Origin of the sequence: Paraburkholderia franconis, from assembly GCF_009362735.1 — a bacterium.
GTDB lineage: Bacteria > Pseudomonadota > Gammaproteobacteria > Burkholderiales > Burkholderiaceae > Paraburkholderia > Paraburkholderia franconis.
This window is the reverse complement of sequence record NZ_WHNP01000022.1, coordinates 69,410-88,063: the sequence shown is the minus strand read 5'-3', so window position 1 is coordinate 88,063 and position 18,654 is coordinate 69,410. Positions and strand designations below refer to the sequence as shown.

General features: G+C 60.4%; 16 protein-coding genes and 1 pseudogene. All 17 read left to right on the top strand.

The features are described 5' to 3' along the window. Positions 1-543: 543 nt before the first annotated feature. The 17 genes and pseudogenes from GCT13_RS23250 to GCT13_RS23170 all read left to right on the top strand — a co-directional run bounded on the left by GCT13_RS23250 (position 544) and on the right by GCT13_RS23170 (position 18,627). Entirely contained in the window at positions 544-1,650 is a 1,107-nt protein-coding gene (locus GCT13_RS23250; protein WP_321574558.1) for a tyrosine-type recombinase/integrase, read from the top strand. After that, positions 1,634-3,172: a site-specific integrase gene (locus GCT13_RS23245; RefSeq protein ID WP_152762036.1), complete on the top strand. Its 1,539-nt coding sequence runs from the start codon at positions 1,634-1,636 to the stop codon at positions 3,170-3,172. The genes GCT13_RS23250 and GCT13_RS23245 overlap by 17 nt, the downstream gene beginning before the upstream one ends. Continuing rightward, positions 3,169-5,178 (top strand): integrase, encoded by a 2,010-nt coding sequence (locus GCT13_RS23240; RefSeq protein ID WP_152762034.1) that lies wholly within the window; start codon positions 3,169-3,171, stop codon positions 5,176-5,178. Before GCT13_RS23245 ends, GCT13_RS23240 begins: the two co-directional genes overlap by 4 nt. After that, positions 5,175-5,609: a hypothetical protein gene (locus GCT13_RS23235; RefSeq protein ID WP_152762032.1), complete on the top strand. Its 435-nt coding sequence runs from the start codon at positions 5,175-5,177 to the stop codon at positions 5,607-5,609. The genes GCT13_RS23240 and GCT13_RS23235 overlap by 4 nt, the downstream gene beginning before the upstream one ends. A gap of 582 nt (positions 5,610-6,191) precedes the next feature. After that, positions 6,192-6,701 (top strand): MFS transporter, encoded by a 510-nt coding sequence (locus GCT13_RS23230; protein WP_265335304.1) that lies wholly within the window; start codon positions 6,192-6,194, stop codon positions 6,699-6,701. A gap of 7 nt (positions 6,702-6,708) precedes the next feature. Further along, positions 6,709-8,109: an MmgE/PrpD family protein gene (locus tag GCT13_RS23225; protein ID WP_152762030.1), complete on the top strand. Its 1,401-nt coding sequence runs from the start codon at positions 6,709-6,711 to the stop codon at positions 8,107-8,109. Further along, positions 8,106-9,488 (top strand): MmgE/PrpD family protein, encoded by a 1,383-nt coding sequence (locus GCT13_RS23220; protein ID WP_152762028.1) that lies wholly within the window; start codon positions 8,106-8,108, stop codon positions 9,486-9,488. The genes GCT13_RS23225 and GCT13_RS23220 overlap by 4 nt, the downstream gene beginning before the upstream one ends. A 91-nt stretch (positions 9,489-9,579) precedes the next feature. After that, positions 9,580-10,977, top strand: a complete 1,398-nt coding sequence (locus tag GCT13_RS23215; RefSeq protein ID WP_152762026.1) for an MFS transporter — start codon at positions 9,580-9,582, stop codon at positions 10,975-10,977. Between the two features lie 37 nt (positions 10,978-11,014). Further along, a complete protein-coding gene (locus GCT13_RS23210; protein WP_407670840.1) occupies positions 11,015-11,209 on the top strand; it encodes an FAD-binding protein in 195 nt (64 codons plus the stop codon). Between the two features lie 14 nt (positions 11,210-11,223). Continuing rightward, positions 11,224-11,646: pseudogene (locus GCT13_RS23205) on the top strand (tripartite tricarboxylate transporter permease); the annotation flags it as partial. Between the two features lie 342 nt (positions 11,647-11,988). Beyond that, the gene (locus tag GCT13_RS23200) at positions 11,989-13,026 is read left to right on the top strand and encodes a DUF1254 domain-containing protein (RefSeq protein ID WP_152762024.1); all 1,038 of its coding nucleotides are present in this window, start codon (positions 11,989-11,991) and stop codon (positions 13,024-13,026) included. A gap of 445 nt (positions 13,027-13,471) precedes the next feature. After that, complete coding sequence (locus GCT13_RS23195) at positions 13,472-14,389, top strand: sterol desaturase family protein (RefSeq protein ID WP_152762022.1); 918 nt, start codon at positions 13,472-13,474, stop codon at positions 14,387-14,389. 276 nt (positions 14,390-14,665) lie between these two features. Continuing rightward, entirely contained in the window at positions 14,666-15,547 is an 882-nt protein-coding gene (locus GCT13_RS23190; protein ID WP_152762020.1) for an RNA polymerase sigma-70 factor, read from the top strand. Between the two features lie 196 nt (positions 15,548-15,743). After that, positions 15,744-16,223, top strand: coding sequence for a carboxymuconolactone decarboxylase family protein (locus tag GCT13_RS23185; protein ID WP_152762018.1), 480 nt, complete (start codon positions 15,744-15,746; stop codon positions 16,221-16,223). Between the two features lie 64 nt (positions 16,224-16,287). Further along, positions 16,288-16,698 carry a cupin domain-containing protein gene (locus tag GCT13_RS23180; RefSeq protein ID WP_152762016.1) on the top strand — a complete coding sequence of 137 codons (411 nt, stop codon included), beginning with the start codon at positions 16,288-16,290 and terminating at the stop codon, positions 16,696-16,698. 118 nt (positions 16,699-16,816) lie between these two features. Then, positions 16,817-17,830 carry a LysR family transcriptional regulator gene (locus GCT13_RS23175; protein WP_152762014.1) on the top strand — a complete coding sequence of 338 codons (1,014 nt, stop codon included), beginning with the start codon at positions 16,817-16,819 and terminating at the stop codon, positions 17,828-17,830. A gap of 281 nt (positions 17,831-18,111) precedes the next feature. After that, positions 18,112-18,627 (top strand): Ohr family peroxiredoxin, encoded by a 516-nt coding sequence (locus GCT13_RS23170; protein ID WP_321574556.1) that lies wholly within the window; start codon positions 18,112-18,114, stop codon positions 18,625-18,627. The last annotated feature ends 27 nt before the right edge of the window (positions 18,628-18,654 follow it).

The window sequence follows — 18,654 nt, the reverse complement described above, 5'->3', positions numbered from 1 at the left end:
CGATGATGGCAAACTGCCTCCGCATTTCTTTGCCCTCAATGGCAGCACATTTGAACCGTCCAGACACTTGGACGCACTTCGAGTCTCTTATGCGCTACTGCCGCGCTATGTCAATTTCCGGCTTGGCTATTCATACCCGCAGCCACTGAATGAGGCGCTGCTGTCGACGGTCGTAGCCCGGAAGATTGCAAATTACAGCTACCTGCTGTTGGTCAGCTCTGTTTCCATCCGGGCTTGCGTGGTCAATGAGACACGCCACGCCGGCCTGCACCGCGTTCATGGTTTTCCCACTCGTGCACACACAGTATGTCTTCACAGATGCGATAGAAAGTCGGCGGAGCCTTTGCGGGGAGGCTGGGTCGATGATGTGGTTGTAAGAAGGGCGGTGGCGCGATGACTAAATATGTAGCGAAACGTGTGAAATTTCGAAATGGGGAGCGGCTTTCGGTTCTGAGCAGGCCGGGAGGGCTACCTGTCTACGAGGTAACCTTGTACTTGGCGAGGTTTCGGAAAGGCGGCCGAGCGGCTAACACGATTCATCTCGTGTGTGTCGTTTTGGCATTGTTGTATAGAGAGCTTGCTAAAGCTGGTATCGACTTGCTCGAGCGCTTACGGCGGGGTCAGTTTCTGACGGTCTCAGAGCTTTACCGCTTGGCTGATGCTGCACAGTACCGTGTAGCCGACCTTTCTTATGAAGACGCGAACAAACGAAGCGCAAAAAACGTCGTTAGCATCAAGCGTATCCAGATGCGCCGCAAGATGGCCGTCAGCGAGCCCAAGGCAGTCGTTGTCGAGACCCAAGCTTCACGCCTGAGGTACATGGCTAACTATCTCGAGTTTCTGGCGATGTACGTGGGTGCGACGTTGCCGCACTCACAGCGAAACGAGTTAGCGCTCGAGAGTGCACATGCGTTAAAAGCATTTCGCGCAGATATTCCTCAAGTACCGAAGCGAGCGAAACTTGGCGCTAGGGAGGGACTTTCAAAAGAGGACCAAGACCGCTTAGTCAAGCTAGTACACCCGGACTCGCCTGACAATCCATGGAAGCGCGGATTCGTGCGTCAGCGCAATTGGTTGATTGTTGTGCTCTTACTCGCAACTGGCATGCGTCGCGGTGAACTCCTAGGCATGCAGATTCGAGACCTTGACCAACGCTTGCCGAAGTTGCGCATCATTCGCCGGGCCGATGCAGGCGAAGACCCGCGGCGTATTCAGCCGAACACTAAGACTCGCGACCGCGAGATAGAACTACGCCCGAATATCATGCGGGCCGTCTGGGACTATATACATCAGCACAGAAGGAACATAAAGGCCGCCCGCAAATTCCCACAGCTCATCGTCGCCGACGATGGGCAGCCATTGTCGCTCAAAAGCATTGACAAGATTTTCGCGCAGCTTCGCAAGGCTTGCCCGGGACTGCCTATTTCACTGACGAGCCATGTCTTGCGACACACTTGGAATGAACGCTTTTCTGAGCAAGCAGAATTGATGCAGTTGACGGATGTCGCTGAAGAGAAGGCTCGAAACGAGCAGCAAGGTTGGACCGACAATTCGGCGTCTGCTGCGACGTATACGCGTCGTCATGTTAGCCGTAAAGGACGTACCATTTCCCTGAAACTACAAGAAAAACTCGATGTCTCCGAAAACTGAACACTCCCCGGCGACCACAATTACTGATGCTTTGCCCGAGCGCGTGTTTACACGCAGTGGAAGCAGCTTCGACCCAAGAGAGAACGTTTGGGAATGGGTGGACGGGCCGTTTAAAGCGCGAATCGATTTTGGTCGATACAAGCGCAGCTTTGAAGCATTCATTTTGTCGCTCAAACGTGCCTTGCTACCTTTTGTGAAGGGGCACTCCGCTGGATACGTCATGATTCTACACAGTGCATTTGTGCACTTTGTGGAAAATGTTAGACCTCGTCTGAAAGGGGAGGTTACTTCTCAACAAATTTCTAACTATGCGACGAAGCTTAGCGCTCGCGACAAGCACCGACTTGGCACCATCAACGGCCTATTTCAAAAATGGGTCGCGCTCGGCTTGTATGGAGTAAAACCTGAGTGCGCAACCTATTTGCTGGAGCAACGGAAACCCGGGAACCGAAAGGGTGACGCAGTCAGGACGAGAAATCCAGTCGAAGGTCCGCTGACTGAAGAGGAGTATACGTCGTTGTACGCGACGGTCAACGCCGCCTACGGATGTGACGCTCTCCCGCTCTGGACTCTTATTCTCACAAGGCTACTCCTAGCTTGCGGTGGACGAATTTCACAATACGCTTCGCTTAAGCTTTGCGACTTCAACTGCGACACCTCAGTGCTTAGCCTTCCGCAGGCTAAGAAACGTGACGAACATACGCGTATCGAGTACCTTCAGTTCGACATCAGCCCGCAAACGGGGCGACTCATAGCGGACTATGTAAATCGCCTCCGAGCGGATGGCTATGACGATACGTCGGCGTTATTCCCAGAACGTTTGATTATGGTAAGGGGGCCGCGGAGGAAATTACGGGAAATTGGAGATTTGTTCTATGGTCACTGTACGCCTGAAGCGCTGTCTCAATCTTTCACTAGGCTCATGAGCGGAATCGCACCCCCGACATCGCGACTTGACTTTGCGCCTATGCCATTGGCGCCTGTGAGGTTCCGATACACCTATGGCACTCGATTAGCCGAGGAGGGTGCGAGCAGAGTTGTTATCGCGAACCGCTTGGGTCATGCTGACCTTCAGCATGTTGAGGTATACATTTCCGCCTCTCCGAAGATTGTGGAGAACATCGACAAGACCATGGGTACATTGCTTGCTCCGCTTGCCGCTGCTTTCAAAGGACAGGTGGTAGAGGACGAAAGCAGCAGCACCCAAAAAGGTGCTGGTGGAAGTCGTATTATTGACTTCAGGGTCTCAAGGGAACCGATAGGCAGTTGTACGAGAAATGGACAGAATTGTGCCTTTGCTAAACCGGTTGCTTGCTATACGTGCTTTCGGTTCGAGCCGTGGCTCGACGCTCAACATGGGAAGGTGCTCGAACGCTTGTCTTCAGAACGGGAGAAATGGTCAACTGATGACCGAATGGCGGCTGTGAACGATGAACCGATTCGCGCGGTGCGAGAGGTTATCGAGCTATGTGCTCAAGTACGGGCACAGCGGGCACTTCACAATTCGGAGTCTGCATCTTGAGCGCAAGTATCTTAAGCTTCACACCTCGGGTCGAACTGGAACCGTTGGATAATCTAATGGCTTTCATTGCTCTTTGTAGAGAGTCAGAAGTTCTCGAAGCGAATCGGCAGTTTGAAAAGAATATCTGGAAGACGGGATATAGAAAAGGTCGCAACCATCAGGCCGGAGTAACATTCAACACTCTGGAAGCTTCCGGTCGCAGCGAGTCCGAGCCAAGTATGCCCCAACCGTTTCTTGACTTTGCAAAGGCAAGCTTGGTGTACCTCAAAGATGTGAAACCCGTAGAAGACCAAGGCCTGCGTTTGTCAGCGCTTCGCTGCCTTGAGGCCGCTTTGCGCGAATGCAAAAAAGATTCCCGGCCGACGGCCGTCGATGAAATGGTATTGGATGCCGCAGTTGAACTCGCTAAGCAGAAAGTGTCGCCAGCAAGGGCTTATTCAATCGGGGCACAGCTTGTACTTATAGCGGAGTTCATGCACTCGAAAGGGTTCATTTTGCTGCGCCAGCGCTGGAAACACGGGGTGCCGAGTCCGCGAAATTTGGGGTCTCGTATTTCGAAGGAGGCGCTGGCGGCACGCCAGAAAAAATTGCCAACCGCCGCTGTTCTGCGTGCGCTCGGCGGAATATTCCACGAGGCGATTGAGCCGGCCGACGTTTTACTTGCGAGTTACACGGGGCTCATGCTCTGTGCGCCTGAGCGAATTAACGAGGTGCTTCGACTGCGACGCGACTGCTTGGTAGAAGGGGACGGCGAGTATCGTAACAAGTTGGGCCTGCGATGGTCTGGGTCGAAGGGGTTCGAGAACGCAACGAAGTGGTTGCCGACAGAGATGGCACCAGTCGCACGTGAAGCTGTCGCAAATCTCATCGAGGTCACTGCTCCGGCGCGGAAAATCGCTGCTTGGTATACAAAGAATCCAAAAAAGCTGTATCTGCACGAAGGGGCCGTGCATCTCAGAGATTCGAAAATTCTATCGATGTCCGAAATCGCGTTAATCCTGTGGGGTGATGAGTCGGCGAAAGACGTCGCACGCAATTGGGCGAGAACTACCAACAAGCTGCCGAAGCAATCGATTGGTAGGGGTCGCTTCGGCTATTTTTTTGAGGACGTGGAACGGGCCGTCCTAGCCATGTTGCCGGAGACGTTTCCGTACGTGCCGGGGGCTCCAGAACTTCTATGTCGTCAGTCCATGGCTATCATGCGTACGCACGAAATGGATTTGAAGAAGTCTGTATTTCTATGTATGTTCAGTTGCGTTGACTATGGGATGGTCACGAAGCGTCTCGGAACTTACGGTCGTGCCTCCATCTTCGAGCGCTTTAATTATAGAGAGGATGACGGTTCGCCGATTATGCTTCAAAGTCATAGTTTGCGTCACTATCTAAACATGCTAGCCCAGACTGGTGGCCTGAGCAGCGCGGAAATTGCTATCTTCTCAGGGCGGAAGGATGTGAAGCAGAATCGAGCGTACGACCATATGAGTTCCGATGAGGTACAGGCACCCATCAATTTGGCTTTAAAGACCGGGTTTACGTCAGAGTTGGAACCGGTCTTTGAGGGGCGGCGAAACCTCATTGCTCGCAGCGACTTCGAAAACAATGGATTGACTGCGGCGCACACAACTGAATACGGTTGGTGCGCACACGATTTTGCAAGCGAGCCATGCCAGATGTACCGTGATTGCATCAACTGCGAAGAACAGGAATGCATCAAGGGAGACGCTGAGAAGGAAGCAAACCTACGGATGCTTAAGACCGAGTGCGAGTACCTACTCAATCGGGCTCGAGAGGCACTGAACGAGGAGGAGTTTGGTGCGGACAGTTGGGTTAAACATCAAACGGTCACGCTCGAACGCGTCAACGCACTTTTGTCGATACTCGAGGACCCAGCGATACCGTTTGGAGCCAGAGTTCGCTTGGACGTCAACAACGCGCCCCTCATCGCAAACGATAGCGTTCAGCCTATCAGGTTAGTGCCGACCATAAGGCGAAAGGCGAAGCCATGAAGAAGCGCCGTGCACCAGACTTGACAGAAGAGAGCATTAACTCGGTTATTAAAACGTTGGACGAATGGAAAGGAAAGCTTACTTGGGAGCTTCTATTGGATGCTGTAGAGGCAGCTTTGGGGTATCGCTACTCGCGATTCACGTTTGCCGAATATTCGCAAATCGCAAATGCCTTTTCATTGAGAAAGGATATTTTGCGGGGAACCCTAACGCGTGAAAGAGGCGAGCCCAAGGACGAGAGGTTGCGTGCGGCACTCGCGCAGGTAGACCGTTCCAAGGCCAGAGCGGACCGCCTGGAAGCAGAGAACCAACTTTTGACGGAGCAGTTTGTGACGTGGGCGCTAAACGCGGAGCGAAATGGGGTAACGATTGACATGTTGAATGCTCCGCTTCCGAAGCCGAAACGTGACCGTTCCAGTGGAGTTGAGTGAAAGTTGTCGAGGAGTCGGTCTGCAAATAAGAGTGTGCGGTGAATCGGAGCTCTCGCGGAATCGAGGACCGGTGGGTCATCAAGCAATGTCTATGCAGGCTGTCTCCTGAACGCACACATTGCCGCGATAAGTTTGTCCTAGCATAGAACGGATAGCTTCAGGATGAGCTTGCAAACTATGCGATAGACATGGCGAGCGCGGTCCAGTGACTCGCAGTTGGCGGTGCCCGAGATGCTTCGCCTCGAGTCACGCTACCTGCGTCGCGTGGCTAGCGATGTCGCATCTCTTTGGCGGGAAGGAGAAGTCCACTATTTTCGATGATTGCCACGCCTCCGGCACAAATAATGCTATATCGGTTCCTTCCGCGAGAATCCTTCCGAAGCGGTCATCGCTAGCTCCGCTACCCACAAAACAAGACTGAAGGTCCATTTTCCATGCATTTCACTGGCCCTTCATTTCTTAACCCACATTCTCGTTACGCCCCTTGACTCTGTAAGCTTGTTCTTGCTGATGTCTTCGGCCGTAACAACATTTTTTAGTAGGCACAAAGCTTCTATACGTTCACGATCTCTGCAGAAGTACATGGTCAACACGACGGGATTCAGCCGCAATACGGCGACGCTGATCACCACGGTCGCGCTCGTCATCTACATGTGCTTTCAGCCGCTCTATGGACTGCTGTCGGATGCCGTCGGCAGGCGTCCTGTCATGCTGATCTTCGGTATCGGCGGCACGTTCTGCACGGTGCCGCTGATGCATGCGCTCGGCACGACACACAGCGTATGGGCGGCATTCGCGCTGAACCTCGCGGCGCTCGGCATTCTGAGCGGCTTCTCGTCGATACATTGGCTCGTGAAGTCGGAGCTCTTTCCCGCGAAGCTGCGCGCGCTCGGCGTCGATTTGCCGTTTGCGGTGGTGTCGTCGGTGATGGGCGGCACGACCGAATACCTCGCGTTGAAGTTCAAGCACGCGGGTCATGAGTCGTGGTTCTTCTACTACGTGAGCGCGTGCGCGGCCGTATCGCTCGTCACCTATCTGCTGATGCCTGAGACGCGCCATCGCTCCGTCATCGACGAAGAAGCGCGAGGCTGATAGCGCCATGCAAAGCACGCAACGGGACGACACGATGCACGATTCGACGACGACGGCCACTCACGCGCTCGCGGACTACGCTCACGGCTTGCGATACGAAGCATTGCCCGCCGATGTCGTGCGGCTCGCGAAGGATTGCCTGATCGATGCAGTCGGCGCGGCCGTCTATGGTCATGAAGTGGCCGCAGGCGAAGCCGTGCGCTGTTATCTCGCGGATGCGGCGCCCGGACCATGCGCCGTCCCCGGCATCGCCGATGCGCGCTATGGCGCCGAAGCGGCGGCCTTTGCGGGCGGCGTGCTCGTGCATGCCGCCGAACTCGACAGTCTGCGGCAGCCCGGCGCGGGTGTTCATCCCGGCGCGGTCCTCGTGCCGCCCGCGCTGGCCGTCGCGCAGATATCGGGCGCATCGGGGCGCGATGTGTTGACCGCGCTCGTCGCCGGCATCGAAGTGCTGTTCCGGATCGGCGCGGCGACGAAGCATTCGGCGGAAGCGCGCGGATTCCACGCGCCGGGGCTGACGGGTCCGTTCGGCGCGGCGATCGTCGCGGGCAAGCTCGCGGGCGCTGACAGAGAGATGCTGCGGCGCGCGCTCGGCATCGCAGGTTCGCTCGGCGGCGGACTACTCGAATTCGCGAAGGCAGGCGATGGCGGCCTCGTCAAGCGCGTGCATCTGGGGCGCGCGGCGCAGGCGGGCATCGTCGCGGTGCAACTGGCGCGTGCGGGTTTCGACGGCCCGTCGAGCGTGCTCGAAGGGCGCTACGGCTTTCTGCATGCGTATTGCGAGCGCTTCGACGTTGCGCTGCTGACAGACGGCCTCGGCACGCGCTATGAAACGCCGACGCTCTGCCTGAAGCGCTACGCGTGCCATATCGTCGCGCACACGCCCGTTTATGCGGCGCAGCGTCTGCGTGCCGCGCACGATATCGACGCCCGTCGCATCGCGTCGATCTGTATCGAAGGCGCGGCGCGGCTCGCTGCGAATCACGACATCAAGTCGCCGGCCGATGCGACGCTCGCGCAATACAGCGTGCCGTACTGCGTCGCCGCCGCACTGCTGCACGACGCCGACGACCCCGCGATCTTCGGCAAGCGGCTGCTCGACGATCCCGCTGTGAGCGAACTCGCGCAGCGCGTGAGCGTCGTCGCAACCGATGCACAAGGGCTGTCGACGAAGACGCGCATCACGCTCGACAACGGCACCAGTTACGAAGAAGCGCGCGCGGATTTTCCGGGCTGCCCGAGTTCGCCGCTTTCGCGCGAGCAGTTGCGCGCGAAATTCATGCGGACGACGCGCGCGCTCGACAGTGCGGCCGCGCCGCTGTTCGATCGTCTCGACCGTATCGAAGAGGAAGCGAACCTTCACTGGCTCGACGCCGCGGCGCGACGGCTGCAAGGAGCACACGCATGACGATCGCCCGATGGCTCGGCGACAGGATCGCCGCATTCCGTTTCGAAGACCTGCCACCCGAGGCGCTGCGCTGGGCGCGCATCGGCATCATCGATACCGTCGGCGTGACACTTGCGGGCGCTAGCGAGCCTTGCACGCGGTTCGCGCATGCGGTCGCGTCGCCATCGACGGGCGACGCGCTGGTGTTCGGACGACGCGAGCGCATGAAGCCATCGGACGCGGCTTTCGTCAACGGCACGGCCGCGCATGCGCTCGACTTCGACGATTGCAGCAACACGCTCGGCGGTCATCCGTCGGCGCCCATTCTGCCGGCGCTCTTCGCGCTGGCGGAGCACGTTCATGCAAGCGGCCGCGAGTTCGTGAGCGCGTATGTCGCCGGCTTCGAAACGCAAGCGCGCCTCGCGCACGCGGTGAACTTCCATCACTATGACAAGGGCTGGCATCCGACTGCGACGCTCGGCGTATTCGGTGCGTGTGCAGCCACGTCGCGTCTGATGCGGCTCGACGCGTCGCAAACGGCGACGGCGCTGTCGATCGCTGCATCGTTCGCGTCGGGCGTGAAGGCGAACTTCGGCACGATGACGAAGCCGCTGCATGTCGGCCACGCGTCGCGCAACGGACTCATCGCGGCGCAACTTGCGCGCGAAGGCTTCACGGCCGGCGACGAAGCATTCGAGCATCGCCAGGGCTTCTTCAATGTCTACAACGGCGCGGGCAACTACGATGCCGAAGCGGCGATGCGCGCGTGGGCCGATCCGCTCGATATCGTCGAGCCGGGCATCGCGATCAAGCAATATCCCTGTTGCGGCAGCACGCATCCCGCTATTGACGCGATGCTGATGCTCGTCGCTGAGCACGGCTTGACGCCGGAGAAAGTCGAGCGCGTGATCTCGCGCACGCATCCGCGCCGTTTGCAACACACGAACCGTCCGCAGCCGAAGAGTGCGCTCGACGCGAAGTTCAGCGTGCAGTACTGCGTTGCGAGGGCGCTTGCGCAGGGTCGCGTCGTGCTATCGGATTTCGAAGGCGATGCGTATGCGAATGCATCGATCCAGGCCGTGATGAAGAAAGTGACGGCCGAGCCCGATCCGCTCGCGGACCAGCAGCCCGATCATTTCGGCGCGGAGGTGGTCGTCGAGTTGCGCGATGGGCGCTGCGTGTCGAAGCGCGTCGCGCGCGCGGCGGGGCGCACGTCGGCGAATCCGCTGCCCGACGAGCGTATCGAGACGAAGTTTCTGGATTGCGCTTCGCACGCGCTGACGGCAGACGCGAGTGCGCGCGCGCTCGCCGCGCTGTGGCAGGTCGAGCGCATCGAAGATATCGCCGGATTCACTGCGCAGATGGAGGCCGGCTTGAAGCCCGATTTAAAGCCCGATTGAAGCACGCCAGCGGATGAGCGACGCACCGTCCCGCACCACACCCGATAGCAAATCGCGCGGCCACGAACGCGCGGATTCGAAGGAGACAGGCATGAACGATTCACTCGTCGCCGCGCGCGTCGACCGTTTGCCGAACTCGCGGATGCATCGCGAATGGATGCTGCTGTTTGCGATCCCGCTGTTTTTCGACAGCTGCGATATCAACACGTTTGCTTCGGCTGCGCCCGCGCTGATCCGGCATTGGCATATTGCGATCAACGAGATTGCGCTGATCACGTCCGCGAGCTTTATCGGCATGTTCTTCGGCGCGACGTTGGGCGGCGTGCTGTCGGACCGAATGGGACGGCGGCGCTCGCTGACCGTGTTCGTGCTCATCTCGTCGCTCGGCTCGCTCGCGACCTCGCTCGTGCCGGGCGTTCCCTGGCTGTTCGCGGCGCGCGTGGTGACGGGCTTCGGCATTTCGGCGGGCATGGTGACAGTGATGACATACATCGCCGAGCTGTTTCCGGCGAAGTCGCGCGGCACGTGGCAATCGTGGGCGATGGTGATCAACCTGTGCGCGATTCCGTTGACGAATCTCGTCGCGCGGCTCGTTGTGCCGTTCGGCCCGGACGGCTGGCGCTGGGTGTTCGTATGGGGCTCGCTTGGCATCGTGTTTCCGCTGATCGTGCGGCGCTTGCCCGAATCGCCGCGCTGGAGCGCTCGCGCCGGCCGCTTCGACGACGCCGAAGCCGCGATCGCCGCAATGGAAGCGCGCGTGACGGCCGAAGGTCATGCGCTCTCATCGCCTGCCGTCGTCGCGCGTGCACCCGAAGCTCGCGAGCCGTGGACCGCGATGTTCAACAGTATCTACCGCCGCCGCACGCTCACGCTGTGCGCGATCTGGCTGCTGCAGACCATCGGCTTCTACGGCTTCGAAGCGTGGGTGCCGACGCTGCTCGTGCATCACGGCATCACGGTCGCGCGCAGTCTCACGTACTTCACGCTGATCAACGTCGGCGCGCCGCTCGGTGCGTTGCTTGCCGTCGCGTTCGCGGATCGTTTCGAGCGCAAGCATCTGATTGCGCTCGTCGCGTTTCTGATTGCGTGCTTCGGCTTGCTGTACGGGCTGAGCTTCCAGCCGGTTCTGATCGTCACGTTCGGTTTTGCGGTCGGCATGTTGACGCAGACCTTCGCGACGCTGCTGTACTCGTACACGCCCGAGCAGTTTCCGACGGGCGTGCGCAATAGCGCGACGGGCCTGACGTATGGCGCAGGCCGCGTTGCCAACGTGGCGAACGCCTTCGTGATCGCCGCGATCTACACCAGCTACGGCTATGTGACGGTGTTCATGTACATCGCGGGCGCGTGGACGCTCACTGCGCTGATCACACTGGTGTTCGGTCCGCGCACGACGGGCCGCAGTCTCGAAACGCTGAGCCCCGCCGTCGATCCGAACACAACCGGCGACGCCTCGCTGCAGCCGCTCGCCGATTATCCACGCCGCTGACTACGCAACGGGAGACTTTACTGATGACCCTCGACGAATCAACGATATCGACGTACTCGTGATCGGCGCCGGCAATGCCGCCGCGAACGCGGCACTGGCCGCGCACGAAGGCGGCGCGCGCCGCGTCGCGATGCTCGAAAGCGCGCCCGAGAATGCGCGTGGCGGCAACTCGGCATTCACGGGCGGCGCGTTCCGTTTCGTCTACGAGTCGGTCGATGACTTGCCGCAATAGAGCGCATCGATGTCGTGCCGTTGATCGGCCTATGGGTCAGGTTCCTTCGCGTGCCGTATCGCTATCTGTATCCGTCGGCGCTCTTCTTCATTGCGGTCGGCGTATACAGCACGAACAACAGCCTGTTCGAGGTGGGAGAAGTGTTGGTATTCGGCGTCGTGGGAGCCATCCTGCTCGCGCTCGACTTTCCGATTGCGCCGATTCTGCTGGGCTTCGTGCTCGGCCCGATGCTCGAAGAGAACTTCCGGCGCTCGCTGCTGCTTTCGCACGGCAACATGCTGGTCTTCGTACAGCATCCGATCAGCGGGGGATTCATCGGCGTTTGCGCACTGCTGATCGTCGCGCAGATCGCATTCGCGATGCGTGGCGCGTGGAAAAGCAAAAGGCGCCGGCAACAACACGCGACGGAAGCGCATCCCGGCGTAGTGAGCCGATAGGCTGCAAAACCAGACGTTTCTTCCAGATCGCCTCCTTTCGTGAGGCGATTTTTTTTGCCCGCGACGAGGGTGATTGCGGATTGATATCGCAATTCGGCGGGTGTTGATGGCCGCCCTCCCAGCGGATCGACGTCCCATCTGCGTTGCCGTCCTGATCGGCGGGCTGCTACATCGGAAGCCCGTCTCTCGCATCTGCGTGGCTTTGCCACCCCTCAAAACGGCAGGGGTCCGCCCCGCGCCGGCCGTACTAATCTACCTGATGTATCTCCGTTGATTGGCCCCGCAGTGTGAGCGGGCGTGCCCACGCATCTCTCTCGTTTCGCCTAATTTCCAGGAGTTCCGATGTTCTCCGTACAGCGCTTCTTTCTCGGACTGACTCTCGTGTGCGGTGCCTTGCAGGCATCGGCGCAGACCGTGGCAGCTTCAGCGCCGACAGTCCCCGTGACTGTAGACAACTTCGTCCGTGCCGAGTCGGACATGGAGTTCGCCGCCGTCGTCAAGATGAACGGCCTTGGGCGTTTCGGACATCTTCGCGAACTTGCGCCGTTGAGCCGGCAGATCGTCGTGCGCGTCAATCGCGACACGCTGTATTCCACCGCCGTGTTCGATCTCGACGCAGGCCCCGTCACGATCGACCTTCCCGATGCGGGCAAGCGTTTCCGCTCGATGATCGTCATCAACCAGGACCACTACGCGCAGGAGGTGGTCTACGACGCGGGCAAGTACACACTCACGAAGGACAAGATCGGTACGCGCTACGTGCTGGCGGCAGTCCGAACGCTGGTCGATCCGGCAAATCCTGAGGATCTCAAGCAGGCTCATGCGCTGCAGGATGGAATCAAGGTCGAGCAGCGCAGCGCGGGCCAGTTCGAAGTGCCCAATTGGGACCCCGCAAGCCACAAGAAGGTGCGTGACGCGCTCAGGGTCCTGGGTTCGACCGTGCCGGACACGAAGGACGCCTTCGGCCGGAAGGGCGAGGTTTCGCCGATACGCCATCTCATCGGAGCAGCCGTGCTCTGGGGCGGCAATCCCGACAAGGATGCCGTCTATCTGACCGTCACGCCGCCCAAGAACGATGGCAAAACGTCGTACAAGCTTCATGTACGCGATGTCCCTGTCGATGGCTTCTGGTCGGTCACGGTCTATAACGCGTCAGGCTATATCGACCCGAATCCGTTGAACGCCTACACGATCAATAGCGTCGGCGCGAAGAAAGGAGCCGACGGCGCGGTAGACGTGCAGTTCGGCGGATGCGACGGCAAGCGCGACAACTGCCTGCCGATCGAGCCCGGCTGGAACTACACAGTACGTCTCTATCGTCCGCGCCCCGAAGTTCTCGACGGCAAATGGGACTTCCCGAAAAGCGTGCCCATGTCGTGATCACGCAGGTCCGCATCGTCAAGGCGCTCGCTGCATCGCTAGCGGGCGCTGCTGATGAGGCAACGGACTTCACGAGCCGCTGCCCGCGAACATTCAAATGATCTGACGAACGACAGCGGTTGCATCCGAAGCCCAAATGCGCCGGCGATGCAACCGGCCTGTCAACGAAGCGCACTCCCACGCACGAATTCCCTCCGGCCGGGCTCATGGCGCTGCCCGCCATCCACCGCCCCCGAGGCCATGCGATTCCGGCGTATTCCATCGCGAGTCAAAAGCGTCCGTAAGGCCCGCCCCGCAAGGCTCTCCGCCTGCTGACATACGGTGAAATAACTTCCGCATAGCCTGTAACGGCGCCCGTCACTACAGTGCGCATATCGGATGCGATGCACTGATCCACCACTTCACCGCAGACGATACCTCCCGCCACAACCGTTATGGCATCGTCATGGAAAATCTTGGGAAATTCACGTTGTACGTCACGGCTTTCGTCATTGCCGTATCGATGATCGAAGCTGTCTGGCTCACCCGCAAGAACCGCAATACGGCCACGCCATTTGCATGGCACGAAGTCTGGCTGTCGATCGTCGATCTGGTCGCGCGCAAGCTGCTCGCGCTGCTGCCGCTCTCGCTCGCAGCACCTGTTTTCGCCTTCGCCTGGGACCACCGCCTCTTCACGGTGGAACTCAACAGCGCGCTGATGGTGCTGGCGCTCTTCGTCGGCCAGGAATTCTGCTACTACTGGTATCACCGTGCGTCGCATCGCGTGCGCTACTTCTGGGCCACGCATGCCGTGCACCATTCGCCGAACCAGCTGACGCTTTCCACCGCGTACCGTCTCGGCATCACGGGCAAGGTGTCGGGCGCGGCCGTGTTCTTCGTGCCGCTCGTGTGGCTCGGCGTGCGTCCCGAAGTCGTGCTGATGACGCTCTCCATCAACCTGCTGTACCAGTTCTGGCTGCACACGACGTGGATTCCGAAGCTCGGCTGGCTCGAGTACGTGTTCAATACGCCGTCCTCGCACCGCGTCCACCATGCGTCGAATGTCGATTATCTGGATGCGAACTACGGCGGCGTGCTGATCGTCTTCGACCGGCTGTTCGGCACCTACGTCGAAGAACGCGCCGACGAGCCCTGCCGCTACGGTCTCGTCACGCCGACCACGTCGCGCAATCCGTTCGTCGTCGAGTTCGAGCACTGGGCGACGCTGGTTCGGGACGTCGTGAAGGCGAAGAGCGTGTGGATCGCGATCAACCACGTGATCCAGCCGCCCGGCTGGCTGCCCGATGGCGGCGGCGAAACCACGGAAGAACTGCGCCGCAAGAGCAAGCCGGTAACTCGCGAGTGCGAAGCGGTCAACGGCTGATCAGAAGATAACGCAGCACCAGGGCAGGGCGCGTGAAGCGACACGCGCCCTGTCGCTTTTCAGGGCGGCGCGCCCGACGCGGCCTGCGATGTCCCGCTGCAGCCTGAAAGCCATGTCCATCGCGGCGCGGCACGGTATGGCACGGCCTTGCCGCATTGTCCAGGCACCCGCCTGATTCGCGCGGTGCAAGTCGTAATAGTTCCCATGGCAATATCTGACTGCCGGCACGATCTTCGTGCGGCGTTTGGGCTTTTCCGTGCAAGAGAGGAAACCGTGATGGACGACGACGCGCATGCCTTTAGCCAGCTTCGCCCGCGTTTGCAGAAGATTGCGTACCGGATGCTCGGGTCCGTGGCCGAAGCAGAGGATATCGTGCAGGACGTGTGGCTGCGCTGGCATTCGGCGGCTCGCGAGCGCATCGACAATGCGGAAGCCTGGCTCGTCGCGGTCACGACGAGAATGTCGATCGACCGTTTGCGCGCGGCGAAGATCCAGCGCGAACACTACACGGGCATCTGGTTGCCCGAGCCGCTGCTGACGGAGCCGCCGGCGACGCCCGAGGAGATGACCGAGCGCGCCGACGATGTCTCCGTGGCTTTTCTGATGCTGCTCGAACGGCTGACGCCGGAAGCACGCGCGGCGTTTCTGCTGCGCGAGGTCTTCGACGCGGACTATGTCGACATCGCCGATATCATCGGCAAGACGGAAGCGGCGTGCCGTCAACTGGTGAGCCGCGCCAAAGCGCAACTGCGCGAGGCGCGCCCGCGCCGTGCCGTGCCGCGCGAGACGCATCGCCGGCTGCTGAAGACGTTCGCGCAGGCGCTCGAGGGCGGCGACTTCGCGTCGATCAACGCGCTGCTTGCCGAAGACGCGACGCTGATCGGCGACGGCGGCGGCAAGGTGCCCAGCTTTCCGCGTCCGATGCTGGGCGGCCGGCGTATCGCGCAGCTTTTCTACGCGTCGTCGCTGCGCTACAAGAGCAAGCTTCGCGTGAAGCTCGTGATGCTCAACGGCGAGTGGGCGCTCTTGCGTTATTTCGAAGGCAAGCTCGAATCGGCGCAGACGTTCGAGACAGACGGCCAACGCATCGTCGGCATCCACGTGCAGCGCAATCCCGACAAGCTGGCGCGCATCGTCGCTGCGCACGGCAATCCCTGAGCGCCGATCCATCCTGCACGCGTGGCGGGTACCCGATGACGGATGCGCCGATTGGTGCTTCACGGGCAACAGCGTGAGCCCGATCCCATGTCTACCGCCGCCCGCCCTGCACACCTACCATGGCTTCATGCGGCTCATCGCCGCTCATGACACCCTGGAAGTGCGGGTGTTTCTCTCATCGTCGCCAGGAGACATCATGACCCAGCGCATCAACTACGTTCAGCAATCGCCGGAACTGTTCAAGAAGTACCTCGAATTCACGACGCTGTTGAAGGACAGCGCGATCGAAGAGACGATCCGCGATCTTATTTCGATCCGCGCGTCGCAGATCAACGGATGTGCGTTCTGCCTCGACATGCACGTGAAGGAAGCGCGCATTCACGGCGAGCGCGAGCTGCGCATCCATCATCTTCCGACATGGCGCGAGTCGACGCTCTTCTCGGCGCGCGAACGTGCCGCGCTCGCGTGGGTGGAAGTGCTGACGAAGCTGCCCGAGCACGGCGTCGATGACGATATCTATGAGCGCGTGCGCGGCCAGTTCTCGGAAAAGGAATTGTCGGACCTGACGTACGAAGTGATGGCCATCAACGGATGGAACCGTGCAAACATCGCGTTCAGGACGGTGCCCGGTTCGTTGGACAAGGCTTACGGCCTCGACAAGGCTAACCTCGCCTGAGGCGCGTTGTCGGTTTTCGCTATCTCGGCCCGCGTGCGTGGGCCGCGTCTTTGAGGAGCGCATCATGTTTCGCTCGAAGAGATCGGTCATGTCCTTGCTCGTCGTCACGGGCGCATTGATGGGGCAGGCGGCCCGCGCCGCGGCGCCCGAGGCCATCGTCACGCCTGTGATGACGCAGCCGCTCGAAGACTATCCGGGCAAGGAAGCGCTGATGATCACGGTCGAATATCCGCCCGGCTCCGTCGATCCCGTTCATCGGCATCATGCGCATGGGTTCATCTACGTGCTGGAAGGGTCGATCGTGATGCAGGTGAGGGGCGGAAAGGAAGTCACGCTCAAGCCCGGGCAGAGCTTCTATGAAGGCCCGAACGATGTTCACACAGTCGGGCGCAACGCGAGCCAGACACAGCCGGCCAAGTTCCTCGTGGTGTTCCTGAAGGACAAGGGCGCGCCCATTCTCGTGCCGGAAAAGTGAGCGCGGCGGTCGGCGGCAAGCGGGGCCGAGAAAAAAATCTGCGTGAAATGTCGCAAGCGGTGTCACAAGCGGGGCTGCTCATACGTCTAGTCGGATACCGACCCACCGACTATGCGCCATGTCAGACTACCCACCACGCAGTTCGGCCTCAAGCGCCGACGACCCGATCGCCAGCAGCTTTGCGACCAGTTACGCCGGCGTCGTTTCTTTTCTGGCCGTTGCCAACGAAGGCAGCTTTGCCCGCGCGGGCGATCGCCTCGGCATCGGCCGCTCTTCCGTCAGCCGCAACGTGCAGAAGCTCGAGGCCCAGCTCGATGCGCGGCTCTTTTTTCGCACGACGCGCAGCACGTCGCTGACGCGCGAGGGCGAACTGTTCTACGAGAAGTGTCAACCGGGCGTCGAGCGTATCGCGCAGGCGCTAGAAGACATGCGCGAGCTGCGCAACGGGCCGCCACGCGGCCGTCTGCGCGTCTGCTCGACACGCGGCTTCGGCCGCAAGATCGTCGCGCCGCTGTTGCGCGGCTTTCGCGCGCGTTATCCCGACATCGCGCTGGAATTGCTGCTGAACGACCGACCCACTGACTTCACGGCCGACCGCATCGACGTGGCGTTTCGCGACGGGCGCATGGAGGACAGCGAGATCGTCGCGCGCCAACTGATACCGATGCAGATGATCGTCTGCGCATCGCCCGCGTATGCACAGGTCTACGGCTTGCCGCGTGATGTCGACGAGCTGGCCGCTCACGACTGCATCAACTTTCGCATGACGTCGGGCCGCATCAGGGAATGGGAATTCAAGGTCGACGGTCTGCCGCAGCGGCGCCAGCCGCCCGCGCAGCACACGTTCAACGACGCCGATCTGATCTTGCAGGCCGTGCTCGACGGCGAGGGCATCGCGCAACTGCCGGCCTATCAGGCGTGCGATCTGCTCAAGCAGGGCCGGTTGCTCTGCTGCCTGCCGCAATACGCGCCCGACGACGGAGGCCACTACATCTGCTATCTGAGCCGCAAACATCTTCCCGCCAGAATCCGAGTGTTCGTCGACTACATGACCGAGCACACGAGAGCGCTCGATTTGCAGTATCTGACCACGACGCACGAGATGCCCGAAGTCGAATCCGCAGTCGATTGACGACGCGCCCGACGTCGACCTTCGTCGATGTTCCGATTGGTGCCCGTGACGCAACACGATGGGTCCTTCTGCGGCTCTTCTGCAGGGCGGGGCGCAAGCCTACGATGATTCACGTACGGACTGCGCGCAATGCGCGCTTCGTACGCAGGAGCGGCTTCGCGCCCGCACACAAGCTCATAAGGGAAGTGAATGAAGATCGTAGTGACAGGCAGCACGGACCTCGTCGGCAGCAAGGCTGTCGCGACAGGCGGCAGTCACAATTTGAACGGATGACGCGCGCCGTGACCGCATTACGCCCGCCGCCATTGACGCTGCTCGACAGGTACAGCGGGAAAGACACCCAAACGCTGTATTCGGCGACGGTCTCCGTGACGGGCGGCGATGCGGGTCATGGGCGCGCGTCGGGCGTCGTGCGTTCCGACGACGGCAATCTCGCGATCGAGTTGCGCTTGCCCGAAGCGCTCGGCGGACCAGGCGGCGGCGCGAATCCCGAGCAGCTGTTCGCGGCTGCATACGCGGCCTGCTTTCACGGCGCGCTGAGCCTGCTTGCAACGCGGGCAGGCGTTCCGATCGCCGACGCATCGGTGCAAGTCACGGTCGAATTCGGCCGCGATCCCGTCGATGGGCTGTTCCTGCTGGCCGCAAATACGCGCATCCGCTTGCCGGGTGTCGAGCGGACATTGGCAGAGCAACTGGTGCGCGACACGGAGCGCTTTTGCCCCTACACGAAGATGGCGCGGCAAGGCATCGGGAACGTCGTCGTGCTCGCGCCGGCGGATGGCGCTGACGAAGCGTAACGCCGCGCGTGCGCATCAGCGAAGGAG